This window comes from Bradyrhizobium sp. Leo170, from assembly GCF_004296405.1.
GTDB lineage: Bacteria > Pseudomonadota > Alphaproteobacteria > Rhizobiales > Xanthobacteraceae > Bradyrhizobium.
This window is the reverse complement of record NZ_PSRR01000113.1, coordinates 1-22,260: the sequence shown is the minus strand read 5'-3', so window position 1 is coordinate 22,260 and position 22,260 is coordinate 1. Positions and strand designations below refer to the sequence as shown.

Annotated in this window: 24 protein-coding genes; 20 read left to right on the top strand and 4 right to left on the bottom strand. The window is 64.2% G+C overall.

All coding sequences use genetic code 11. The features are described from left to right. The first annotated feature begins 187 nt into the window (after positions 1-187). The 3 genes from tpiA to pyrG all read left to right on the top strand — a co-directional run bounded on the left by tpiA (position 188) and on the right by pyrG (position 3,267). Entirely contained in the window at positions 188-943 is a 756-nt protein-coding gene (gene tpiA / locus CWO89_RS19930; protein ID WP_130580447.1) for a triose-phosphate isomerase, read from the top strand. A gap of 131 nt (positions 944-1,074) precedes the next feature. Further along, complete coding sequence (gene secG, locus CWO89_RS19925) at positions 1,075-1,467, top strand: preprotein translocase subunit SecG (RefSeq protein ID WP_130580446.1); 393 nt, start codon at positions 1,075-1,077, stop codon at positions 1,465-1,467. Between the two features lie 168 nt (positions 1,468-1,635). Next, positions 1,636-3,267 (top strand): CTP synthase, encoded by a 1,632-nt coding sequence (pyrG, locus tag CWO89_RS19920; RefSeq protein WP_130580445.1) that lies wholly within the window; start codon positions 1,636-1,638, stop codon positions 3,265-3,267. A 14-nt stretch (positions 3,268-3,281) separates the two neighbouring features. Here the strand turns inward: pyrG and CWO89_RS19915 are convergent, their stop codons facing one another. After that, entirely contained in the window at positions 3,282-3,569 is a 288-nt protein-coding gene (locus CWO89_RS19915; protein WP_130580444.1) for a BrnA antitoxin family protein, read from the bottom strand. Further along, on the bottom strand, positions 3,553-3,813 hold the full coding sequence (locus CWO89_RS19910) for a BrnT family toxin (protein WP_130580443.1): 261 nt from the start codon (positions 3,811-3,813) through the stop codon (positions 3,553-3,555). Before CWO89_RS19910 ends, CWO89_RS19915 begins: the two co-directional genes overlap by 17 nt. Before the next feature lie 127 nt (positions 3,814-3,940). Between CWO89_RS19910 and CWO89_RS19905 the strand changes: the two genes are divergently transcribed. From CWO89_RS19905 to CWO89_RS19855, 11 genes are all read left to right on the top strand, one after another. Further along, entirely contained in the window at positions 3,941-4,267 is a 327-nt protein-coding gene (locus CWO89_RS19905) for an NIPSNAP family protein (protein WP_130580442.1), read from the top strand. Positions 4,268-4,361: 94 nt separating this feature from the next. Beyond that, on the top strand, positions 4,362-5,213 hold the full coding sequence (gene kdsA, locus CWO89_RS19900) for a 3-deoxy-8-phosphooctulonate synthase (protein ID WP_130580441.1): 852 nt from the start codon (positions 4,362-4,364) through the stop codon (positions 5,211-5,213). 19 nt (positions 5,214-5,232) lie between these two features. Next, positions 5,233-6,441, top strand: coding sequence for an MFS transporter (locus tag CWO89_RS19895; RefSeq protein ID WP_130580440.1), 1,209 nt, complete (start codon positions 5,233-5,235; stop codon positions 6,439-6,441). Positions 6,442-6,571: 130 nt separating this feature from the next. Continuing rightward, positions 6,572-6,886, top strand: coding sequence for a helix-turn-helix domain-containing protein (locus tag CWO89_RS19890; protein ID WP_130580439.1), 315 nt, complete (start codon positions 6,572-6,574; stop codon positions 6,884-6,886). Further along, positions 6,886-8,904 carry a hydrogenase 4 subunit B gene (gene hyfB / locus CWO89_RS19885; protein WP_463702648.1) on the top strand — a complete coding sequence of 673 codons (2,019 nt, stop codon included), beginning with the start codon at positions 6,886-6,888 and terminating at the stop codon, positions 8,902-8,904. Before CWO89_RS19890 ends, hyfB begins: the two co-directional genes overlap by 1 nt. Then, complete coding sequence (locus CWO89_RS19880; RefSeq protein ID WP_130580438.1) at positions 8,895-9,854, top strand: respiratory chain complex I subunit 1 family protein; 960 nt, start codon at positions 8,895-8,897, stop codon at positions 9,852-9,854. The genes hyfB and CWO89_RS19880 overlap by 10 nt, the downstream gene beginning before the upstream one ends. Next, the gene (locus tag CWO89_RS19875) at positions 9,854-10,522 is read left to right on the top strand and encodes a hydrogenase-4 component E (RefSeq protein ID WP_130580437.1); all 669 of its coding nucleotides are present in this window, start codon (positions 9,854-9,856) and stop codon (positions 10,520-10,522) included. The genes CWO89_RS19880 and CWO89_RS19875 overlap by 1 nt, the downstream gene beginning before the upstream one ends. Beyond that, entirely contained in the window at positions 10,519-11,970 is a 1,452-nt protein-coding gene (locus CWO89_RS19870; RefSeq protein ID WP_130580436.1) for a hydrogenase 4 subunit F, read from the top strand. The genes CWO89_RS19875 and CWO89_RS19870 overlap by 4 nt, the downstream gene beginning before the upstream one ends. Before the next feature lie 17 nt (positions 11,971-11,987). Next, positions 11,988-13,499 carry a hydrogenase large subunit gene (locus CWO89_RS19865; protein ID WP_130580435.1) on the top strand — a complete coding sequence of 504 codons (1,512 nt, stop codon included), beginning with the start codon at positions 11,988-11,990 and terminating at the stop codon, positions 13,497-13,499. A gap of 8 nt (positions 13,500-13,507) precedes the next feature. Continuing rightward, positions 13,508-14,041 carry an NADH-quinone oxidoreductase subunit B family protein gene (locus tag CWO89_RS19860; protein WP_130580434.1) on the top strand — a complete coding sequence of 178 codons (534 nt, stop codon included), beginning with the start codon at positions 13,508-13,510 and terminating at the stop codon, positions 14,039-14,041. A 20-nt stretch (positions 14,042-14,061) separates the two neighbouring features. Beyond that, positions 14,062-14,517: a hypothetical protein gene (locus CWO89_RS19855; RefSeq protein ID WP_130580433.1), complete on the top strand. Its 456-nt coding sequence runs from the start codon at positions 14,062-14,064 to the stop codon at positions 14,515-14,517. Positions 14,518-14,535: 18 nt separating this feature from the next. On the opposite strand, the gene queF is transcribed toward CWO89_RS19855, so the two are convergent. Continuing rightward, positions 14,536-14,988 (bottom strand): preQ(1) synthase, encoded by a 453-nt coding sequence (gene queF, locus CWO89_RS19850; protein ID WP_027579121.1) that lies wholly within the window; start codon positions 14,986-14,988, stop codon positions 14,536-14,538. A gap of 116 nt (positions 14,989-15,104) precedes the next feature. Continuing rightward, on the bottom strand, positions 15,105-16,106 hold the full coding sequence (locus CWO89_RS19845; RefSeq protein ID WP_130580432.1) for a Vgb family protein: 1,002 nt from the start codon (positions 16,104-16,106) through the stop codon (positions 15,105-15,107). A gap of 167 nt (positions 16,107-16,273) precedes the next feature. Between CWO89_RS19845 and eno the strand changes: the two genes are divergently transcribed. The 6 genes from eno to CWO89_RS19815 form a co-directional block, all read left to right on the top strand. Then, positions 16,274-17,557, top strand: coding sequence for a phosphopyruvate hydratase (gene eno / locus CWO89_RS19840; RefSeq protein ID WP_130580431.1), 1,284 nt, complete (start codon positions 16,274-16,276; stop codon positions 17,555-17,557). 195 nt (positions 17,558-17,752) lie between these two features. Beyond that, a complete protein-coding gene (locus CWO89_RS19835) occupies positions 17,753-18,889 on the top strand; it encodes a zinc-binding dehydrogenase (protein ID WP_130580430.1) in 1,137 nt (378 codons plus the stop codon). 251 nt (positions 18,890-19,140) lie between these two features. Continuing rightward, positions 19,141-19,692 (top strand): NADPH-dependent FMN reductase, encoded by a 552-nt coding sequence (locus CWO89_RS19830; RefSeq protein WP_130580429.1) that lies wholly within the window; start codon positions 19,141-19,143, stop codon positions 19,690-19,692. 45 nt (positions 19,693-19,737) lie between these two features. Further along, a complete protein-coding gene (locus tag CWO89_RS19825) occupies positions 19,738-20,055 on the top strand; it encodes an FtsB family cell division protein (protein ID WP_130580428.1) in 318 nt (105 codons plus the stop codon). A gap of 200 nt (positions 20,056-20,255) precedes the next feature. Continuing rightward, positions 20,256-21,221 (top strand): GAF domain-containing protein, encoded by a 966-nt coding sequence (locus CWO89_RS19820; protein WP_130580427.1) that lies wholly within the window; start codon positions 20,256-20,258, stop codon positions 21,219-21,221. 230 nt (positions 21,222-21,451) lie between these two features. Next, a partial coding sequence (locus CWO89_RS19815; RefSeq protein WP_130580426.1) for a helicase HerA domain-containing protein occupies positions 21,452-22,260 on the top strand: 809 nt, incomplete at its 3' end.

The following is a 22,260-nucleotide window of genomic DNA, read 5'->3' as shown; positions in this document are numbered from 1 at the left end:
GCTAGAGCATGATCCGGAAAAGTGGACCCCGGTTTTCCGGAAAAATCATGCTCAAACAAGAAGCTAACGCGGGACGGCGGATGCCGTCCCGGTATGGCGGCGATTTGAAGCGGCGGATAGCCCGGTCTGGAAGTGGCGGCCGGGCTCTGCTAGCGCATGTCGACCACCATTTCTCGGGAATCCTGCCATGACCGACGCCATCCGGCCGCTGATCGCCGGCAATTGGAAAATGAACGGCCTGAAAGCTTCCGCTGATGAATTCGACGCCATGCTGGCGGGGGCCGGCGCGCTCGCCGGCAGGGCCGATCTTTTGGTCTGCCCGCCGGCGACCCTGATCGCCGCCTTTGCGGACAAGGCCCGCGGGTCGAAGGTCGCAGTCGGCGCCCAGGATTGCCATCCCAAGGCGTCGGGCGCCCATACCGGCGACATCTCGGCGGAAATGCTGGCGGATGCCGGCGCCAGCGCCATCATCGTCGGCCATTCCGAGCGCCGCGCGGACCATGGCGAGACCGACGCGCTGGTCCGCCAGAAGGCCGAAGCCGCCTGGCGCGCTGGCCATACCGCGATCGTCTGCATCGGCGAGACCCGCGAGCAGCGCGATGCGGGGCAGGCGCTCGGCGTCTGCGGCACCCAGCTCAAGGGCTCGCTGCCTGACGGCTCGACCGCGGCCAAGCTGGTGGTCGCCTACGAGCCGGTCTGGGCGATCGGCACCGGGCTGACCCCTACGGTGCGGGATGTCGAGCAAGTTCATAAGTTTATCCGGGGTGTCTTGACGGATCGCTTCAAAGGGGAGGGCGTAAACATCCGGATTCTCTACGGCGGCTCCGTAAAACCCTCGAATGCGGCCGAACTCTTGAGCGTCGCCAACGTCAACGGCGCGCTGGTCGGCGGCGCCAGCCTGAAGGCTGCCGATTTCCTTGCGATCGCGGCGGGCGCTCCCTAGCTAGATTGTGGCGGTTATTGGGGTGGCGTTGCCGGTCCCGATCGTGTAACACCGCGCAACTTCAGGAAAACCCGCTGATAGCGCGTGAGCCGCCGGAACCCGGCGCTCTAAGCTTGCGACGGAAGGTCACAATGCAGACTGTCGTCATCGTCATCCACCTCATGATCGTCTCCGTGATGATCGGCGCCGTGCTGCTGCAGAAATCAGAGGGCGGCGGCCTTGGCATGGGTGGGGGCGCGGGCTTCATGTCGAGCCGCGGCACCGCCAACCTGCTGACGCGGACGACCGCGGTCCTGGCGGTGTTGTTCTTCGCGACCAGCCTGTTCCTGTCCTGGCATGCCGGTCTTAGCCGGCAGCCCACTTCGATTATCGGCACTGGCGCGCCGGCTCCGACGCAGCAGCCTGCCGGCGGCGCGCCGATCACGCCGCCGACCTCCGGCGGCATCCTGGATTCGCTGAAGAAGGCCGACGAGCAGCAGGCCCCGCAGGCGCCAGCCGGCCCGCAGGCGCCGCGCTCGCAATAATGCGGGGTGGCTATGCAGGGTGAAGGACTGGCATCCTGCGTCAGGAAGCCCCATTAAGGCCCTGACCAAGCAGTAAAATTCACGTCACTCACAGCCCGGCATTATGTTTGCCGGGACAACACGAATCATTTTGGCGAATCGCCACCGTGGAGATAAAGGTTAGGCCCCATGGCGCGGTACATATTCATCACCGGCGGCGTGGTCTCCTCACTCGGCAAGGGTCTGGCTTCAGCGGCACTAGGTGCCCTGCTGCAGGCACGCGGGTATAAGGTCCGCCTCCGCAAGCTCGATCCCTATCTCAACCTCGATCCCGGAACGATGTCGCCGTACCAGCACGGCGAAGTGTTCGTGACCGACGACGGCGCCGAGACCGATCTCGATCTCGGCCACTACGAGCGCTTCACCGGGCGGCCGGCGACCAAGGCCGACAACATCACCACCGGGCGCATCTACCAGGACATCATCTCAAAGGAACGCCGCGGCGATTATCTCGGCGCCACCATCCAGGTGGTCCCGCACGTCACCAATGCGATCAAGGAATTCGTGCTCGACGGCAACGACGGTTATGATTTCGTCCTGGTCGAGATCGGCGGCACGGTCGGCGACATCGAGGGCCTGCCGTTCTTCGAGGCGATCCGCCAGCTCAAGAACGAATTGTCGCGCGATCATGCGGTCTACATTCATCTGACGCTTTTGCCGTACATCCCAAGTGCAGGCGAGCTCAAGACAAAACCGACCCAGCATTCGGTGAAGGAATTGCGCTCGATCGGCATCCAGCCGGACATCCTGCTCTGCCGCACCGATCGCGAGATTCCGAAGGAGGAGCGGCGCAAGCTCGGGCTGTTCTGCAACGTGCGCGAAAGCGCTGTCATCGAGGCGCGCGACGTCGACAACATCTATGCCGTGCCCGAGGCCTATCACGCCGCAGGCCTCGACGACGAGGTGCTGGCCGCCTTCGGGATCGCGCCGAAGATTCCGCCGGCGCTGCAGAGCTGGCACGTCATCAACGAGCGCGTCCGCAACCCCGAGGGCGCGGTGACGATCGCGATCGTCGGCAAATATACCGGCATGAAGGATGCCTATAAGTCGCTGATCGAGGCGCTCTCCCACGGCGGCATCGCCAACAAGGTGAAGGTCAATCTCGACTGGATCGAGAGCGAGGTGTTCGAGAACGAAGACCCCGCGCCGTTCCTCGAGCACGTCAACGGCATCCTGGTGCCCGGCGGCTTCGGCCAGCGTGGCGCCGAAGGGAAGATCCGGGCGGCGCAATTCGCGCGCGAGCGCGACGTGCCGTATTTCGGGATCTGCTTCGGCATGCAGATGGCGGTGATCGAGGCCGCGCGCAATCTGGTGGGCATCGAGCAGGCCAATTCCACCGAATTCGGCCCGACGCCTGAGCCGTTGGTCGGCCTGATGACGGAATGGCTGCGCGGCAACGAACTGGAAAAGCGGACGCAGCAGGGCGATCTCGGCGGCACCATGCGGCTTGGCGCGTACCCCGCGGTCCTCAAGCGCGGCAGCCGCGTTTCCGAAGTCTATGGCGGCGCCACCGAAATCTCCGAGCGCCATCGGCACCGCTACGAGGTCAACACGGCCTACAAGGACCGGCTCGAGCAGCACGGCCTGCGCTTCTCCGGTCTCTCACCCGACGGCGTGCTGCCGGAGATCGTGGAATATGAGGACCATCCCTGGTTCATCGGCGTGCAATTCCACCCCGAACTGAAGTCGCGGCCGTTCGAGCCGCACCCGCTGTTCGCCTCGTTCATCCAGGCGGCGATGGCACAGAGCCGATTGGTGTAGGCAAGCGGCGTCGGTCAGCTCGCCTTCTTGGCGATCTTGCGTAGCGCGGCATCAATCCGCGACTGCCAGCCTGGGCCTTTGGCTTTGAAGTGGCTCACGACTTCGGGGCTGAGGCGGATCGATACCGGAATCTTCGTCGCTGTCTTTTGCGGTCCGCGCTTTCGGACGATCCGCTCAAGTTCGCCGGGCTTCAAATCCTTCAGGCGCACGCCGCGCGGAAACTTCGTCGCCGCGGCGAAATCCGCCTTGGTCCATTCCGGGTTATCTTCATCAAATACAGGCGGCTTAGCTTTCTTTGACATGGCGTCTCATCTCCTTTGCATGCGCGCGTCGGAGGCTGATGGGACGGTAACGTTCGTTGCGCACCGTAAAAACCAGACAATGTGCAACGCCATCAATGAAGCCGTACGCGCGAAATCGGGGATCGCCGTAGTCGAAGGGCTCGGCCCTGACGATTGCCCGGATATCCATATCGACCCAGCGCGCGAGCGAAATCCCGTGCTTGGAACGGTTGATTTTATCCTTCGCTGGATCGAAGTCACTCACTTTTTGTATATACGATTAGACCATCAGGTCGGTCAAGCATGACAGAGGAGCCATGTAATTTGGTCCTCAAGACAGTGTTCCGTGTAGCCGCTATAACCGCTTGCGCATAATCTGGGAGGAGCCACGAATGATCTACGAAACCCGCGTCTATCGCTGCCTGCCGGGCCGGCTGCCCGCGCTGCTCAAGCGCTTCGACACCATCACGCTCAAGCTGTGGGAGAAGCACGGCATCAAGCAGGTCGGTTTCTTCACGACGCTGGTCGGCGAATCCAATCAGGAACTGACCTACATCCTGGCCTGGGAATCGCTTGCCGATCGCGAGAAGAAATGGACTGCGTTCCAGACCGATCCGGAATGGATTTCGGCGCGGGCCAAGACCGAAGAGGATGGCCAGATCGTCGGCAACATCGTCAACCAGTTGCTGGTGCCGACCTCATTCTCCGCGCTGAAGTGAGGTTCAGCGCGCCCCCCGATATTCCAGATGTAACCGGGGTTGATCCTGATGTCGCGGACCGGCATGGTCCGCGCGAAATTGAAAGGACACACCGTTGAACGCCAAGACCACGGCCGCCCCGATCGTCAGTGTCGGCCCGGTCAAGTTCGGCAATGACCTGCCGATCTCGATCGTCGCCGGGCCCTGCCAGCTCGAGAGCCGGGCGCATGCCCTGGAGGTGGCCGGCGCGCTGAAGGAGATCGCGGGCCGCCTGAACGTTGGTCTCGTCTACAAGACGTCCTTCGACAAGGCCAACCGCACCAGCGCATCCGCCGCGCGCGGCATCGGGCTGACCGAGGCGCTGCCAATCTTTGCCGAGATCCGCTCCTCGCTCGGCCTGCCTGTTTTGACCGACGTGCACGAGCCTGCACAATGCGCCGAGGTGGCGCCGGCGGTCGACGTGCTGCAGATTCCGGCCTTCCTCTGCCGTCAAACCGATCTGCTGCTTGCGGCAGCGGCAACCGGCAAGGTCGTCAATGTCAAGAAGGGCCAGTTCCTGGCGCCGTGGGATATGGCCAATGTGGTTGCAAAACTGACAGGCGCCAACCACCCGAACGTGCTGGTGACCGAGCGTGGCGTGTCCTTCGGCTACAACACGCTGGTCTCCGACATGCGCGCGCTGCCGATCCTGGCGCGCACCACCGGCGCGCCAGTCATCTTCGATGCCACCCATTCGGTGCAGCAGCCGGGCGGGAAGGGGGCATCCTCGGGCGGCGAGCGCGAATTCGTCCCCGTGCTGGCGCGCGCCGCCGTGGCGGTCGGCGTTGCCGGCGTCTTCATCGAGACCCATCCCGATCCCGACCGCGCTCCATCCGACGGACCGAACATGGTGCCGCTCCGCGAGTTCGAGGGGCTAGTCAGGACGCTGATGGAATTCGACGCGCTGGCCAAGAAGACGGCGCGTTGAGGGGGCAGGTGCGAAGGTCGTGACCGCAACTGGCCGTCTTCCACCGGCGCTCAATATCATTGCGATCGCGACCTTTGCCGCGAGTCTTTCGGCGCGGGCGCTCGATCCCGTGCTCCCACATGTCGCCGACGAATTCGGCGTCAGCATCGCCACCGCCGCAAGCTTCGCCGCGGTGTTCGCCTTCACCTTCGCAATCGTCCAGCCGCTGCTGGGTGCCGCCGCCGACCTGTTCGGCAAGGCGCGGCTGATGATCATCTGCCTCGTGCTGCTCGGGCTCGCCAACATTCTCGGCGCGCTATCGACATCGTTCTCGATGCTGTTCGCCAGCCGAATCCTCGCCGGCATCGGCTCCGGCGGCGTGTTTCCGGTCGCGCTCGGGCTGACCAGCGATCTCGTGGCACCCGATAAGCGCCAGGTCGCAATCGGGCGGACGCTCGCGGGCGCAATGACCGGCAACCTCCTGGGCGCTTCGGCTTCCGGCCTGATCGGCGATTTCCTCGGCTGGCGCGGCGTGCTCGCCGTGCTCGGTGCCCTTGTCGTGCTGGCTTCGGTTGCGGTGCTAGCCGGCTTCCGCGGCGCGAAGCTCGCGCATCCGCCCAAGACGAGCTTTTCTGCCTTGAGGCAGGGCTACCGCACCATCTTCACCAATCCGAACGCGCCGATCTGCTATTCCGCTGTCTTCATCGAAGGCTGCTGCGTGCTCGGCCTGTTTCCGTTCGTGGCGTCGTTCCTGTTTGATCTCGGCGAAACCTCGCTGTCGATCGCGGGCATCGTCATCGCGGGGTTCGCGGTGGGCGGCTTGTTCTACACCATGACCGTGTCGCACTTTCTCCCACGGCTCGGCGTGAAGGGCATGATGATCGCCGGCGCGACGCTGGTCGGCGTCCAGCTTGTTGCCGTCGCGTTCAGTCCCGGCTGGAAGATCCAGGCGCTGAGCCTGCTGGCGATGGGCTGGGGCTTCTACATGATCCATGGTTGCCTGCAGGTATTCGCCAGCGAATTGTCGGTGGAGGCGCGTGCGACCGCGATGTCCCTGCATTCGTTCTTTTTCTTCATGGGGCAGACCGTGGGCCCAATCGCCTATGGCTTCGGCCTCGCGCATGCCGGCAAGCTGCCGACTTTGCTGACGTCAGCCGTGATCATGATCGCGCTGGGACTGGCCTGCGCAACATTGCTGAAGCAAAGGATTCCGGCGGATGCCGCCGGTCGTCCCGATGTCGAACCTTGACGCCGAGCCAACGCGGCCAGCTCGGTGGTAAAGATATCTCAGATATCAGTTCTTGCTTTCTTGACATCATTAATTAGGATGGAAGCGGCATATTTGATGCGCGCTGGAAAGCGCTTCGGCGGCCAGGCTGATGATCACTGCAGGGCAAATGCGGGCGGCCAGGGGTCTGTTGGGAATTGACCAACGGCAGCTTGCTGATCTCTCCGGACTGTCGGTTCCTACGATCCAACGCATGGAAGCGAGCGACACCGTGGTTCGCGGCAATGTCGATTCGCTGATGAAGTTGATCACCGCGCTCGAGAAAGCCGGGATCGAGCTGATCAGCGAGGGGACGGCAAGCAGCGGGCAGGGCCGCGGGGTGCGGCTGAAGGATCGAGCGGCATCAGACAATGCCTCGCCGGGTGACCGTTCCAACGACAAGGTGGCGGGAGGTCGGATGCCCTGATGATGTCGGCGGTCGCTCTCCAGATGTCGTGCGTCGCGGCGCTCCTGGCGGCTGCCGCGCTGGCGATCGTGTTGAGCCGCTCAAGGAATGCCGCCGGCCTCATCTACGGCATGACGATAACCATCTCTGTCGTCGCGACTGCAGCCGCGATGAACTGGTTGGTCAGGGGCGGGCCGGAAGCCTCCGCGCTCGTCCTGCCGGTCGGGCTGCCATGGCTCGGCGCGCATTTCCGCCTGGATAATCTCGCTTCCTTCTTTCTGGTCGTCGTCAATTTCGGTGGAGCGGCCGCAAGCCTCTACGGTCTTGGTTACGGCCACCATGAAACCGAGCCGCACCGGGTGCTTCCGTTCTTTCCGGCGTTTCTTGCCGGCATGAACCTCGTGATCCTGGCCGACGATGCGTTTTCCTTCCTGCTCTGCTGGGAGTTCATGTCGCTGGCGTCATGGGCGCTGGTGCTCGCGCATCACCGCGAACCCGGAAATGCCGCGGCGGGCTACGTCTATCTGGTGATGGCAAGCTTCGGTACGCTGGCATTGCTGCTGGCCTTTGGCCTCTTGGCGGGACCGGCGGGCGATTATGGATTTGCGGCCATCCGCGCCGCGCAACATGCGCCCGGCGCCGTCGGACTGGTCCTGATCCTGATGCTGCTCGGTGCTGGCTCCAAGGCCGGCCTGGTGCCATTGCACGTCTGGCTGCCGCTGGCGCATCCGGCGGCTCCGAGCCATGTCTCGGCGCTGATGAGCGGTGTCATGACCAAGGTCGCGATCTACGGCTTCATCCGTGTCGTCTTCGATCTGTTGGGACAGCCGGCCTGGTGGATGAGCGTGATCGTTCTTTTCCTTGGCGCCGTCACAGCCGTGATGGGGATTCTCTACGCCATGATGGAGCAGGACCTGAAACGCTTGTTGGCCTACAGCACCATCGAAAACGTCGGCGTGATCTTCGTCGGCCTCGGCCTTGCGCTGGGGTTCCAGGCCAACGGCTTGCGCCTCGCGGCCGCGCTCGCGTTCACCGCGGCGCTGTTTCACGTGCTCAACCACTCGCTGTTCAAGAGCCTGTTGTTCTTCGGCGCCGGCGCCGTGCTGACCTCGACCGGCGAGCGGGACATGGACAGGCTGGGCGGCCTGATCCACCGCATGCCAAAGACGAGCTTCGCCGTGCTGGTCGGCTGCGTCGCGATCTCGGCGCTTCCGCCATTCAACGGCTTCGTTTCGGAATGGCTGATGTTCCAGGCCGTGCTGCAAAGTCCGGACCTGCCGCAATGGGCGCTGAAGATCATGGTGCCCGCGGTCGGTGCGGCGCTGGCCCTTGCGGCAGCGCTGGCGGCGGCCTGTTTCGTCAAGGCTTATGGTGTCACGTTCCTCGGGCGGCCGCGCAGCGCGCCAGCAGAGACGGCGGGCGAAGTCGATCGCTATTCGCTCACTGCGATGTTCATTCTTGCCGCCTTGTGCCTGTTCGCCGGCATCCTGCCGGGCCTGGTGATCGACGCGCTTTCGCCCGTCAGCATCGACATCGTCGGTGGCCGCATGCCGGTCCAGGCCAACGAAGCCTGGCTCTCGATCGTGCCGATCGCCGACAGCCGCAGTTCATATAACGGACTGCTGGTGATGGTGTTCATCACGATCTGTGCCTCGTCGGCCGCGTTCTTCATCCATCGCTTCGCTTCCCGCGCGCTGAGGCGAGGGCCGGCGTGGGGGTGCGGATTTTCCGATCCCGTACCGGCTGCGCAATATTCCGGCGAAAGCTTCGCCCAGCCGATCCGCCGCGTGTTCGGCACGCTCGCCTTCCATGCCCGCGATCACGTAGCGATGCCGCCTCCGGGAGATACAAGGCCGGCGCGCCTCAGGATCGAATTGCATGATCTGGTGTGGGAGCGAGGCTATCGGCCGATCGCAGAGGCGGTCGGCTTTTCCGCCGGGTGGCTCAATCGCCTGCAATTCCTGACCATCCGCCGCTATCTCAGTCTTGTTTTCGCAACGCTCGTCACGCTGCTGCTGGTGCTCGCGATATGGTCGTGATCTCCGACATCATGGTTCAGGGCGCGCAGATGCTGCTGGTGCTGCTGCTCGCGCCGCTGCTGACCGGCTTCGTGCGCAAGGTCAAGGCCCGCCTGGTGCGCCGCGAGGGAGCTTCGGTCTTTCAGCCTTACCGCGACCTGCTGCGGCTGATGCGCAAGGAAGTGGTGCTCGCCGACAATGCGTCGTGGCTGTTCCGGGTAACGCCCTACGTGACCTTTGCCGCGATCTGGGTTGCCGCTGCCCTGGTGCCGACGTTCGCGACCGGCCTTCTGTTCAACTGGACGGCGGACCTGATCGCCATCGTCGCGCTGCTCGGAAGCGCGCGCTTCTTCCTGGCGCTCGCGGGCATGGATGTCGGCACCAGCTTCGGCGGCATCGGCTCCAGCCGCGAAGTCATGATCGCCGCGCTGGCGGAGCCGGCGATGCTGCTGATGGTGTTCTGCCTGGCTTTGGTCGCCGGGTCGACGCAACTGTCGACTGTCGCGAACGTCCTGGCCTCGTCCTACGTCGGACTACGGGTATCGCTTGGAATGGCGCTGATTGCGCTGATCATGGTCGCGCTGGCGGAGAACGGGCGCATCCCGATCGACAATCCGGCGACGCATCTCGAGCTGACCATGGTCCATGAGGCGATGGTTCTCGAATATTCGGGACGCCATCTCGCGATGATCGAATTCGGCGCCTTCCTCAAGCTGCTACTCTACATTTCGCTGATCGCCTGCGTGTTCATGCCCTGGAAGATCGCGGTGTTTGGCTCCGGCACGGTGGCGGCCTACGCGATCGGTGCCGGCGCCTATCTCGTCAAGCTCGCGGTTGCAGGTTTCCTGCTGGCGCTGTTCGAGACGGCGACGGCGAAAATGCGGGTGTTCCGCGTTCCGCAGTTCCTGGGCGCCGCGCTGATGCTCGGCCTGCTTGGAACGCTGCTGCTGTTCGTGTCGAGGAGCTTCTGATGCAATTGCACAGTCTCGCCTTCGACGTTTCCCATACGCTCGCCGGCGGGCTGGTCCTGATCAGTTTCCTGATGCTGTACCAGGACCGGCTCTATTCGTTGCTCAATGTGTTTGCGCTGCACGCCGTGGTGCTCGCACTTTCAGTCGCTTGGCAGGCCTTCATCCAGGACGCGCCGCATCTCTACGTCACGGCAGCCATCGCGCTGGTCTTCAAGGCGATCATCATCCCGGTGGCGTTGCATCGTATCGTGCAGCGGCTCGGAATCCACCGCGACATCGAGGCCGCAGTCGGAATCGGTCCGACCATGCTGGCCGGGATGGGGCTGGTGGCGCTCTCGATGGTGCTGATGCTGCGGGTCACGCCGGAGGCAGACCCATTGGCGCGCGAGGACCTGGCGTTCGCGCTCTCGGTCGTGCTGCTCGGACTGTTGGTCATGGTGACACGGCGCAACGCCGTGAGCCAGGTGGTCGGCTTCATGTCGCTGGAGAACGGGCTGGTGCTGGCGGCCACCGGCGCCAAGGGCATGCCGCTCGTGGTCGAGATCAGCGTGGCATTCTCGATCCTGATCGCGTTCATCGTGATCGGCATCTTCCTGTTCCGGATTCGGGAGCGGTTCGATTCCGTCGACGTCTCCACGCTCGATGACTTCCGGGGAGAGCGGCGATGACCGGGCTCTCGTTCGATCCCGCGGCGGCCGTGCTGTGGATCCCGGCTGCATCGGCGCTGCTGCTCGCTGCGTTGCCCGACTACCGCCTGACGGCGCGCCTCAACATCGTGGCCAGTTTGGCGACCTTCGTTGCGGCGCTGTCGCTGTTCCTGATCGATCGTCCGCCGCCCGGGGCCTATCTGCTGGTGGACGACCTCAACATCGTCTTCATCGTCCTCAATACCTTCGTCGGATTCACGACCAGCATCTTCAGCGCAGGCTACATCGCGCATGAACTTGAAACCGGGCGGCTGACGCCGGTCTATCTGCGCTTCTACCACGCGATGTATCAGACCATGATGTTCGGCATGAATCTCGCATTCGTGTCGAACAATATCGGGCTGATGTGGGTCGCCGTCGAGGTGGCGACACTGACGACGGTGCTGATGGTCGGTATCTACCGAACGCATGCGGCGCTCGAGGCGGCCTGGAAATATTTCATCCTCGGCAGCGTCGGGATTGCGTTCGCGCTGTTCGGGACGATCCTGGTTTACATGGCGGCGCGACCGATCGTGGGCGAGGGGCCGGACGCCATGGTGTGGACCGTATTGGTCGGGCAGACCGCGAAGTTCGATCCGGCATTGCTCAACGTGGCCTTCGTCTTCCTGCTGCTCGGCTACGGCACGAAAGTAGGCCTGGCGCCGCTGCATGCGTGGCTTCCCGATGCGCATGCAGAAGGCCCGACGCCGATATCGGCGGTCTTGTCGGGACTCCTGCTCAACGTCGCGCTCTACGCGCTGTTGCGCTTCAAGATCCTGCTCGCCGCCAGCCCCGGTGCGATCGCGCCGGGCCCGCTGATGGTGACGATGGGGCTGATTTCCGTTGTGTTCGCTGCGTTCATGCTCTACCGGCGGCGCGACATCAAGCGCCTGTTCGCGTACTCGTCGATCGAGCACATGGGCATCATCGTGTTCGCATTCGGAATGGGCGGTCCGCTGGCCAACTTCGCCGGCCTGCTGCACATGGTGATGCACAGCCTGACGAAGTCGGCGATCTTCTTCGCCGTCGGTCACATTTCGCAGATCAAGGGCACGCAGCGCATTGCGCGGATACGGGGATTGACGGTGACCCATCCGGCGCTCGGGTGGGGGCTCGTGGTGGGTGTCGTAGCGATCGCCGGACTTCCGCCGCTCGGCATCTTCATGAGCGAATTCCTGGTCGTGAGTTCGACATTCGCGCGGCAGCCTTTGCTCGCCCTCGTGCTTGTCTTCGGCATCCTGGTCGCGTTCGGCGCACTGATCCTTCGTCTGACCAATGTCGCATTCGGCGAGCCGCGCGGCAGCAAGGCGCCGGCGGACGCTTCCTATCTGCCGATGTTTGCGCATCTCGCGCTGGTGCTGATCGCGGGCATCTATTTTCCTGGCCCGCTCGTCGACTGGTTTCAACATGTGGCGCGGCTCCTGGGATAGAGTGAGGAGGTCAGGCCATGCCCTCGCTGATTGATCTCGTCCTGACCGGCCGCCCGGCCGAGCGCCACGCGCCCTGGCGGCGGGCGATCGTCGACGCTGACACCTGGAATCTCGCCGCCGGCGAATTGGCGTCCGGCCGATGGAGCCTGCTCGGCCTGTGGGGTGAGCAAGCGATGGTGCACATGGCGGTGCGGGAGGAGGAGGCCGCGGAGATCGCAGTCCTCAGCCTCGAATGTGCGGACCGGCGTTTTCCGTCGATCGGACGGCATCACCCGCCGGCGCTTCGTCCTGAGCGCACCATCACTGATTTGTTTGGTCTTACGGCTGAGGGCTCGCCCGATGCGCGCCCGTGGCTCGATCACGGCGAGTGGGGCGTCCGGCATCCGCTCGGCGATTCCGTCGCGTCGCCTGTCAACTCGGCAGCTTACGCGTTTCTTTCCGCCGACGGCCCGGGCCTGCATCAGATCGCGGTCGGGCCGGTGCATGCCGGCATCATCGAGCCCGGGCACTTCCGCTTCAGTGCAAGCGGGGAAACCGTGGTCCGGCTCGAGCAGCGTCTTGGTTACGTCCACAAGGGCATCGACGGACTGATGGTGGGAGCGGACATCGATCGGGCGGTCCGGCTCGCCGGCCGTGTCTCCGGAGACAGCACGGTTGCTTACGCGCTCGCGTTCTCGCAGGCAGTGGAGGCGGCGCTGGGGCTCAAGGCGCCGTCCCGCGCGGTCTGGCTGCGGGCGCTGCTTGCGGAGCTTGAGCGGCTGGCCAATCATCTCGGCGACATCGGCGCCATCTGCAACGACGCGTCGTTCAACCTGATGCAGGCCCATTGCAACATCCTGCGCGAAGGAATCCTCCGCGCGGCCGATAGCGCCTTCGGTCACCGCCTGATGCGGGACATCATCGTTCCCGGCGGCATCGTCCGCGATCTCGACGAAAGCGGACGAGCAGCGATCCGCACGGTTCTCGACGATATCAGGCGGCGCTTTCCGGCGCTGATCGAGCTCTACGACAACACGGCATCGCTGCAGGATCGCACTGTCGCTACCGGGATCGTCACAGCGGCTCTGGCAAGACAATATGCTGCGGGCGGCTATGTCGGCCGCGCGTCCGGACGCGTGTTCGATGCCCGTTGCAGTCCGGGCTACGCTCCGTATGATGGGCTGCGCTTCGAGGTGCCGGTGCTCGACGACGGCGATGTGAACGCACGCATCTGGATCCGAATTCGCGAAGTCGAGCAGAGCCTGTCCTTGACGGGGCAGATCCTGGACCGGCTGCCCGACGGTGAACTGCGCGTGCCGGTGCCCTCCCAAGCGGCGCCGCGAGAGGGCATGGCATTGGTCGAAGGCTTCAGGGGCGACATCATGGTGTGGCTCCGGCTCGCTGGCGGCCGGATCGACCGCTGTTATCTCCGCGACCCATCCTGGTTTCAGTGGCCGCTGCTGGAAGCGGCCATCGAGAACAACATCGTCGCGGATTTTCCACTCTGCAACAAATCGTTCAACTGCTCCTATTCCGGGCATGACGTTTAGGAGAAGACATGCGCAAGCTTCTCTTTCAGAGTCTGTTCCGAAGCCCGCTCGCGGAGCAGCCGCCGCTGCCCGAACAAGCCGCCGTCGACGAACTGGCGGCGGCGTTCCAGCGTGCGGCGCGGCGGCGCCTCGGCAGAAGCCTGTCGATCCGCGAAATCGATGCCGGCTCGTGCAACGGCTGTGAGCTCGAGATTCACGCGCTCAGCAATGCCTACTACGACGTCGAGCGCTTCGGAATCCGCTTCGTTGCTTCGCCGCGCCACGCTGATGTGCTGATGGTGACCGGGCCGGTGACGAAGAACATGCGCGAGGCGCTGGAGCGGACCTATCATGCGACCCCCAATCCGAAATGGGTCGTCGCCGTCGGTGATTGTGCGCGCGACGGCGGTTGCTTTGCCGGCAGCTATGCGGTCGTCGGAGGAGTCTCGCAGGTCGTTCCCGTCGATCTTCATATTCCCGGTTGTCCGCCGTCGCCGGTCAAGATCCTGCAGGGACTGCTCTCTCTGCTCGATCGTACGGCGGCAAATGGCAGTTCGAGTTGAGGGGCGGGGAACGACTTCAGTTGTTCCAGGCCGGCCTGGTCGCCGGGTGTGTTCAAGTCGCTGTCGTCCTCGTAGTCACGCCGCTCGTGATCTCGTTCGCGTCGGGCTCCGATAACGACCGGGCATTTTCCGTCGTTGCGTCGCTGCGATCGGTCTACCTGTTGTTGGCCGCAGGAGTGGCGCTGACCAAGTGCCGCTATGTTGCGTCGACGAGCGCGCGAATCCGCCACGCGTCGCGCCGGCTATCGCCGTCGGAGCCGGAGCGCGTCGCCGGCACGCTCGCGATATGTCTGCTGGTTGCGGCCTTCGGATGCGCGTCGTTCGCCCTCCAGCCGCCGCCGGACATGCTGGCGGCCATGAATTGGCATCTCGGCGGTCACGATGCCGGCCCCATCGTGTGGCCGGCATTGATGAGCGTGGGGGTGGCGGGCTTCGGCTCGAACGCCCATGCCGCGGTCGATGCCTATCGGCTCTGACCGCGAAAAGGGTGTGGTTCAGCCCCGCCCGCGATAGGGCGCGACGCCCTGGTCGGGGACCCAAACGCCCTTGGGCAGGCGGCCGGTCTGGAAGAACACGTCGATCGGAATGCCGCCACGCGGATACCAATAGCCGCCGATGCGGAGCCATTTCGGCTTGATCTCGCTTGCGATCCGCTTGCCGATCATCACCGTGCAGTCCTCGTGGAACGCGCCGTGATTGCGGAAGCTTGCGGCGTAGAGCTTCAGCGATTTGGACTCCAGCAGCCAGCGGCCCGGTACGTAGTCGATCACCAGATGCGCGAAGTCCGGCTGGCCCGTCACCGGGCAGATCGAGGTGAATTCCGGCACGGCGAACCGCACCAGGTAATCGGTGCCTGCTTGCGGATTGGGAACGCGGTCGAGCACGGCCTTGTCCGGGGTGTCCGGCCATTTGACGGCACGGCCGAGCTGCAGGGGTCTTTGCGCCATGAAATCTGTCCTTTGGGGATCGCTGACATGGACGCAAGCGGGGGTGCTCGTCAACCGTCAAGGCGAGGCGCGAGCGTGACACATCGCTGACGAGTGCCAGCAGGATTGCGCCGGATCTATGCCGGCGCAATCGTTTGAATCATGACGAGGCGGTCGTTGCCGGATTCGCCGCCCCAGGTCTCGCCCGGCCGGCCATCGAGCTGCCGCACATTCGCGCCGGGCTTGTCGCTCGGGAACGAGCGAAACGCCTCAGTCAGCGGATCGAAACGCACGATCGCATTGGCTGAGAAATCGGTGAGCCAGACCTTGTCCTTGTCATCGACATAGACGGCATAAGCGCGCGGGTTGTCGCCCGGCAATTTCCAGGCTTTCCAGGAGCCATCGGCGGGATCGTGCATTGACACCTGACCGCTGTTCCATTCGCTGATCCACAGCCGGCTCCGTGAATCCGACCAGATCCGCCGCGCGCCTTGCTTCGGCGTGGGCGGCTCGACCACGCTCGCTCGTCCTGTCGCGAGATCGATCCTGGCGATGTGACTTCCCGCAAGTGAGGCGTACCAGACATCGCCCTTCGGCGTGACCGTGATGCCGTAGGGGCCGACGCCTCTCGGCGCCTCGAATACTTTCATCGCGCCGGATTTGGGATCGAGCCGGCCGTAGTAGCCGGACTGACCGGTGAACCAGTAGATCCCGCTTTTGTCGAACACGCCGGTATTGAGATTGGCGTAGGCGAATTTTTCGGGCAGTGGAAACAGCGTCACCTTGTGATCGCCGGGATCGACGCGGGCAATCGCATTCTGTCCGCCCTCGGTGATCCACGGCGCGCCATCCGAACCAAGGGTAACCCCGTGCGGCGCGGCGCCCTGTCCGAGGTCGATCAGCTTGAAGGTGCCGTCCCGCGGATCGAGCCGGCCGAGCTTCCCATTGCGCTGTCCGCAGAACCAGATGGTGCCGTCGGGGGCCGGCTCGACGTCGCGCGAGCCCATTCCGCGGGTTACCGGGAAATATTTCACGGGGAACGCGCCCGCCTGGGCCTCTTGGGCGCCGGCCCCGCGCAACACCGTGGGCGTGGCCAGAATTGCGGCAGCGCTCGAAGCGAGAAACTTACGGCGATTCATTGCGTTACCCCGGCTTTGTAAAACAATGGGTTGAAACGCGAAGATCAGCATAAACCTACCACATTGCCGCGTCAGATGCGTGTCAAAGCGTAAGCGTTCACATTTGCCTGCATGCCGTGTATGACGCAGCGCATCCAACCAGAACCACACCTGAGGAAGTGCACATCATGACCGCCATCGTCGACATCATCGGCCGCGAAATTCTCGACAGCCGCGGCAATCCCACGGTCGAGGTCGATGTGGTGCTGGAAGACGGTGCGGTCGGCCGCGCCGCGGTGCCGTCGGGTGCCTCCACCGGCGCGCATGAGGCCGTCGAGCTGCGCGACGGCGACAAGGCGCGCTATCTCGGCAAGGGCGTGCAGAAGGCGGTCGGCGCCGTCAACGGCGAGATATTCGAGGCGCTCAGCGACCACGCGGTCGAGGACCAGGTCCGGATCGACCAGATCATGATCGACCTCGACGGCACGCCGAACAAGAGCCGGCTCGGCGCCAACGCCATCCTCGGCGTCTCGCTCGCCTGCGCCAAGGCGGCCGCCGAGTCCTTCGACATGCCGCTCTATCGCTACGTCGGCGGCACCTCGGCGCGGACGCTGCCGGTGCCGATGATGAACATCATCAATGGCGGCGTGCATGCCGACAACCCGATCGACTTCCAGGAATTCATGATCCTGCCGGTCGGCGCCGAAACCTTCGCCGAAGCGCTGCGCTGCGGCTCGGAAATCTTCCACACGCTACGCGGCGAACTGAAGAAGGCCGGCCACAACACCAATGTCGGCGACGAAGGCGGCTTTGCGCCGAACCTGCCGACCGCGGACGCCGCGCTCGACTTCATCATGAACGCGATCGGCAAGGCCGGCTACAAGGCGGGCAATGACGTGATGCTCGGGCTCGACTGCGCCTCCACCGAATTCTTCAAGGACGGCAAATACGTCTATGGCGGCGAGAACAAGACGCGCTCTCGCTCGGAGCAGGCGAAATATCTCGCCGATCTCGTCTCGCGCTATCCGATCGTCACCATCGAAGACGGCATGTCCGAAGACGACATGGAAGGCTGGAAGGAGCTGACCGAGCTGGTCGGCGGCAAGTGCCAGCTCGTCGGCGACGATCTGTTCGTCACCAACGTGACGCGCCTTGCCGATGGCATCAGGAACGGCCGCGCAAATTCGATCCTGATCAAGGTCAACCAGATCGGCACGCTGACGGAGACGCTTGCGGCCGTCGAGATGGCGCACAAGTCCGGCTACACCTCGGTGATGTCGCATCGTTCGGGTGAGACGGAAGACTCCACCATCGCCGATCTCGCCGTCGCCACCAATTGCGGACAGATCAAGACCGGCTCGCTGGCGCGCTCCGACCGGACCGCGAAATACAATCAGTTGTTGCGCATCGAGCAGCAGCTCGGCAAGCAGGCACTGTACGCGGGCAAGTCGGCGTTCAAGGCGTTGGCCTAGGGCGGCTCGCGAACGTCGCCTTGGTCTCGTAGCCCGGGTGAAGCGGAGCGCAACCCGGGACCGCGGCCTCAACGTTCACCAGCGGCCCCGGGTTACGCTTGCGCTCCACCCGGGCTACGCAGGCTTCGGCCCTTGTTTGTTGCGGCCGGCCCGCCTAACTGAAGGCGGCCGGACAACAAGCAAGGGAGGGGTACGATGGCATCCGACGGCAAGACTGGGCTTCAGCTCCGTTCGCTGATCACGAAGAGTGGCGAGCTGGAAATTTCGCTGGTGGAGGTGCCGACCCCCGAACCCAGTCCGGACGAGATCGTGGTCCGTGTCGAGGCCACGCCGATCAATCCGTCCGACCTCGGGCTTCTGATCGGCCCTGCGGACCTTTCGACCGTCAAGGCCTCCGGCAGCAAGGAATCTCCGGTTATCTCCGCCAAGGTGCCGCAAGCGGCGCTTGGCGGGCTCGTGGCGCGGCTCGATCAATCGATGCCTGTTGGCAACGAGGGAGCCGGCGTCGTCGTGAGGACCGGATCGTCTGATGCGGCGAAGGCGCTGCTCGGCAAGACGGTCGCGCTGCTCGGCGGCGCGATGTATGCGCAGTATCGCGTGGCGCGGGCGAGGGACGTCTTGGTGCTGCCCGAGGGCACCACGCCCGCGGAGGGCGCCTCCTGCTTCGTCAATCCGCTGACTGCGCTTGGCATGACCGAGACCATGCGGCGCGAAGGCCACAAGGCGCTGGTGCATACGGCGGCCGCCTCCAATCTCGGCCAGATGCTGAACAAGATCTGCCTCAAGGACGGCATTCCGCTGGTCAACATCGTGCGCAGCAAGGCACAGGCCGACATCCTGCACAAGATCGGCGCCAAGCACGTCGTCGATTCCTCCGCGCCGACATTCGTGGATGACCTCACCAACGCGCTGGTCGAGACCGGCGCCACCATCGCCTTCGACGCCATCGGCGGCGGCAAGCTCGCCGGCCAGATCCTCAACGCGATGGAAGTCGCGATCAACAAGACCGCCAAGGAATACAGCCGCTACGGCTCGGCCGTGCACAAGCAGGTCTACATCTATGGCAGCCTCGACACCGGCCCGGTCGAACTGCCGCGCGGTTTCGGCATGGCCTGGGGCGTCGGTGGCTGGCTCCTGACCTATTTCCTGCAGAAGCTGCCGCCGGCGGATTTCGCAAGGTTGCGCCAGCGGGTGGTCGACGAACTCAAGACCACCTTTGCGAGCCATTACACGCAAGTGGTGTCGCTGCCGGAGGCGTTGTCGCTCTCCAACATCGCTATCTATGCCAAGCGCGCCACCGGTGAGAAATTCCTGATCAATCCGAACAAGTAGTGCCGTAGCCCGGGTGAAGCGCCAGCGTAACCCGGGACCTTCGTAGATGTTGATGCAAATGCCCCGGGTTGCGCGTTCCGCTCCACCCGGGCTACGGGGTGGCGCCTGATTTGCAGTCAGCTCCCTCGTTTTCCGCCAGGCTCATTTCCGCGAACACTGTGTTTCCGCAATTGCATGTTCCATGCACTTGCATTCTTTTCGTGGTCGCGGCTTAAGTCGCGCGTCGAACTCGTCGATCGAAGGGAACCCAAATGGCCTACACCGTCGTCACCATCGCAGGCAGCCTGCGCAAGGAAAGCTTCTCGCTGAAGATCGCTCGCGCGCTGGCAAAGCTCGCGCCGTCCTCGCTGAAGCTCGACGTCATGACCCCGAACGGCATTTCCTTCTTCAACCAGGACCTGGAGGCCAACCCGCCGGCCGACTGGCTGGCATTTCGGGAGAAGCTGCAGCAGTCGAACGGCATCCTGTTCGTGACGCCGGAATACAACCGTTCGATCCCCGGCGTCCTGAAGAACGCCATCGATGTCGGCTCACGCCCGTATGGCAAGAGCTCGTTCAACGGCAAGCCGGTCGGCATCGTCAGCAATTCGCCGGGGCCGCTCGGCGGCGTGTTAGCCGCCAAGCACCTGCAGAACATCCTGCCGGGGATTACGGGTCCGATCCTGCAGCAGCCGGAGATCTATCTGAACGCGATCGGCGACGGCTTCGACGCCAATGGCGAGGTCACCAAGGACGCGCTCCGGCAGGTGCTGCAGCAGTATATCGACGCGTTCGCGGCCCACGTTGAAAAGCACAACAAGTGATTTCGTTTTAGGAGTCCATTAACCGCGGCGTCCCAAGCTGGCGGCATGGTCTCCCGCACGCGCCTCAAGTCGATCCTGACCGGGCTCGCCCTCTACACGATGGCGGCCCTGATGATCGGCTATTTCGGCGTCAATGCCTATACCGGCAAATACGGCCTGAACGCCCGGCAGGAGCTCGACCAGGAGATCATCGCGCTGACCTCCGAGTTGCAGCGGCTGAAGAAGGAACGCATCGAAGGCGAGAAGCGGGTGTCGTTGCTCCGTTCAGAGAGCCTCGACCCCGATATGCTGGACGAGCGTGCCCGCTTCCAGCTCGACTACGCCAATCCGCGTGACCTGGTGCGGATCAGCAAGTCGAACTAATTGTCGAGCCGTCCCAATTGCCGTAAGGTGGTGGAAGCGTTCCGAGCGCAGTGGCCCCAATCGGGGTAAAAAGAACGCATCAAACGCCAGCGAGCCCCGCGATGGCGGTCCAGCTCCTACCGTGACTGACTTTGACGAAGGTCAAGGAAGCCATGGTCCGCATGCCCCAATATTGGGTCAAGGGAGGGAGTATCAGCGGGATGAAGGAGCTTAAGCTCGCTCATCACGCGGCCCGTGTCGAGGCCGCGATCGAAGCCGGGCAGGCCGCGAGATCCGCGCTCGTGGCGTCATGGCGACGGTCTTCCCGATTGCATCAGCTAGATCCCGCCGGAACACGGCCGCCGCAACGGCTGACCGAGGCGGAGCTCCAAGTGGCGCGGGAACGGGTCGCGCCGCTATTGCGCGCGGCACAAGCCAGCATGGACCGGCTGTACCAGGCGGTGGGCGCCGCCGGCTGCTGTGTGCTGCTCGCCAACCACGACGGTATCCCGCTGGAGCGGCGCGGCCACGTGGCTGATGATTCCACCTTCGAGGACTGGGGTTTGTGGACCGGTGCGATCTGGAACGAAGAGCACGAGGGCACCAATGGCATCGGCACCTGCCTGGTCGAGCAGCGCGTCCTGACCATTGACCGCGAACAGCATTTCTTCACCCGCAACACGCTGCTGAGCTGCACCGCGGCCCCGATCTATGACGAGCACGCAAGGCTCGTCGGCGTGCTCGATGTCTCCTCGTGCCGTGCCGATCGCACTGACGCCTTCGCCAGCCTGATTGCGCTTGCTGCCGGCGAGGCGGCGCGGCGGATCGAGGCCGAGCTGTTCCGCAGCGCCTTTGCGAACGCCCGGATTGTGCTGACGCCACCGACCGAGGCCCATGGCGGCGGCTTACTGGCGATCGACAGCGACGATCTCGTGATCGGCGCGACGCGTTCGGCGCGGCTCACCTTGGGGCTTGCGCCCGAGCGCGCACTCCGGCCGGTTCCGGCCGCCGACTTGCTCGATGGTCGGGAAGGGCGCTGCGAGCACCTCGGTGACGCGCAGCGCGCGGCGCTGCAGCGGGCGCTGGCACGTGCGCAGGGCAATGTCTCGGCCGCGGCGAAGGCGCTCGGCGTCAGCCGCGCCACCTTGCACCGCAAGCTGAAGCGCTTCGACCTCAAGGGGCATTAGAGCATGATCCGGAAAAGTGGATACCGGTTTTCCGGAAAGATCATGCTCAAACAAAGAGATGAGATCATGATCCGATTCCGTCCAATCGGATCATGATCTAAGCCGGAAACGCGCGATTCGGAGTTATCGGTGGACGCTGTGTGGAAGACGGACTGATTGGCCGTGGGGCGCTCGACGGGCTGTGATCAGGTTGATAAGCCGCTCTCCGCAAGGAGAGTTTGAGTCGGGACATGACCGTTGCGATCGAGATGGGGCACACGACGGCCGGCGCCCCGGCTGTTCTGGACCTCGAGGAATTGCTGGCGACCCGCCTCCTGGTGCAAGGCAATTCAGGCTCCGGCAAATCCCATCTGCTGCGCCGCCTCCTTGAACAGAGTGCCGCCTGGGTGCAACAGGCCATCATCGACCCCGAAGGCGATTTCGTGACGCTGGCCGATCGTTTCGGTCATCTCGTGATCGATGCCGAGGACCATACCGAGCGAGGCCTGCAGGTTGCCGGCGAGCGGGCGCGCATCCATCGCGTCTCCACCGTGCTTAATCTCGAGGGGCTGGACGCAGAGAACCAGATGCGCCGCGCCGCCGCCTTCCTCGGCGGCCTGTTCGACATCGAGCGCGACCACTGGTATCCGATGCTTGTGGTGGTGGATGAAGCGCAGCTCTTTGCGCCGGCGATCGCCGGGGAAGTTTCGGACGAGGCGCGCAAGCTCTCGCTCGGCGCCATGACGAACCTCATGTGCCGTGGCCGCAAGCGTGGGCTTGCCGGGATTATCGCAACCCAGCGACTTGCGAAGCTCGCCAAGAACGTCGCGGCCGAGGCGTCCAATTTCCTCATGGGCCGAACTTTCCTTGATATCGACATGGCGCGCGCTGCCGATCTTCTCGGCATGGAGCGGCGGCAGGCGGAGGCCTTCCGGGACCTGGAGCGTGGACAATTCATGGCGCTGGGCCCGGCGCTGTCCCGCCGTCCCCTGGGGCTGCGCATTGGCCCGACGGATACCCACGCGCGCAATGCGACGCCGCGACTGCTGCCGCTGCCGGA

Bases quoted from the DNA above. Each gene is read 5' to 3' on its own strand.
- tpiA (WP_130580447.1), top strand. From the start codon at position 188: ATGACCGACGCCATCCGGCCGCTGATCGCCGGCAATTGGAAAATGAAC.
- secG (WP_130580446.1), top strand. From the start codon at position 1,075: ATGCAGACTGTCGTCATCGTCATCCACCTCATGATCGTCTCCGTGATG.
- pyrG (WP_130580445.1), top strand. From the start codon at position 1,636: ATGGCGCGGTACATATTCATCACCGGCGGCGTGGTCTCCTCACTCGGC.
- CWO89_RS19915 (WP_130580444.1), bottom strand. From the start codon at position 3,569: ATGTCAAAGAAAGCTAAGCCGCCTGTATTTGATGAAGATAACCCGGAA.
- CWO89_RS19905 (WP_130580442.1), top strand. From the start codon at position 3,941: ATGATCTACGAAACCCGCGTCTATCGCTGCCTGCCGGGCCGGCTGCCC.
- CWO89_RS19890 (WP_130580439.1), top strand. From the start codon at position 6,572: ATGATCACTGCAGGGCAAATGCGGGCGGCCAGGGGTCTGTTGGGAATT.
- hyfB (WP_463702648.1), top strand. From the start codon at position 6,886: ATGATGTCGGCGGTCGCTCTCCAGATGTCGTGCGTCGCGGCGCTCCTG.
- CWO89_RS19880 (WP_130580438.1), top strand. From the start codon at position 8,895: ATGGTCGTGATCTCCGACATCATGGTTCAGGGCGCGCAGATGCTGCTG.
- CWO89_RS19875 (WP_130580437.1), top strand. From the start codon at position 9,854: ATGCAATTGCACAGTCTCGCCTTCGACGTTTCCCATACGCTCGCCGGC.
- CWO89_RS19870 (WP_130580436.1), top strand. From the start codon at position 10,519: ATGACCGGGCTCTCGTTCGATCCCGCGGCGGCCGTGCTGTGGATCCCG.
- CWO89_RS19865 (WP_130580435.1), top strand. From the start codon at position 11,988: ATGCCCTCGCTGATTGATCTCGTCCTGACCGGCCGCCCGGCCGAGCGC.
- CWO89_RS19860 (WP_130580434.1), top strand. From the start codon at position 13,508: ATGCGCAAGCTTCTCTTTCAGAGTCTGTTCCGAAGCCCGCTCGCGGAG.
- queF (WP_027579121.1), bottom strand. From the start codon at position 14,988: ATGGCGCAAAGACCCCTGCAGCTCGGCCGTGCCGTCAAATGGCCGGAC.
- CWO89_RS19845 (WP_130580432.1), bottom strand. From the start codon at position 16,106: ATGAATCGCCGTAAGTTTCTCGCTTCGAGCGCTGCCGCAATTCTGGCC.
- eno (WP_130580431.1), top strand. From the start codon at position 16,274: ATGACCGCCATCGTCGACATCATCGGCCGCGAAATTCTCGACAGCCGC.
- CWO89_RS19835 (WP_130580430.1), top strand. From the start codon at position 17,753: ATGGCATCCGACGGCAAGACTGGGCTTCAGCTCCGTTCGCTGATCACG.
- CWO89_RS19830 (WP_130580429.1), top strand. From the start codon at position 19,141: ATGGCCTACACCGTCGTCACCATCGCAGGCAGCCTGCGCAAGGAAAGC.
- CWO89_RS19825 (WP_130580428.1), top strand. From the start codon at position 19,738: ATGGTCTCCCGCACGCGCCTCAAGTCGATCCTGACCGGGCTCGCCCTC.
- CWO89_RS19820 (WP_130580427.1), top strand. From the start codon at position 20,256: ATGAAGGAGCTTAAGCTCGCTCATCACGCGGCCCGTGTCGAGGCCGCG.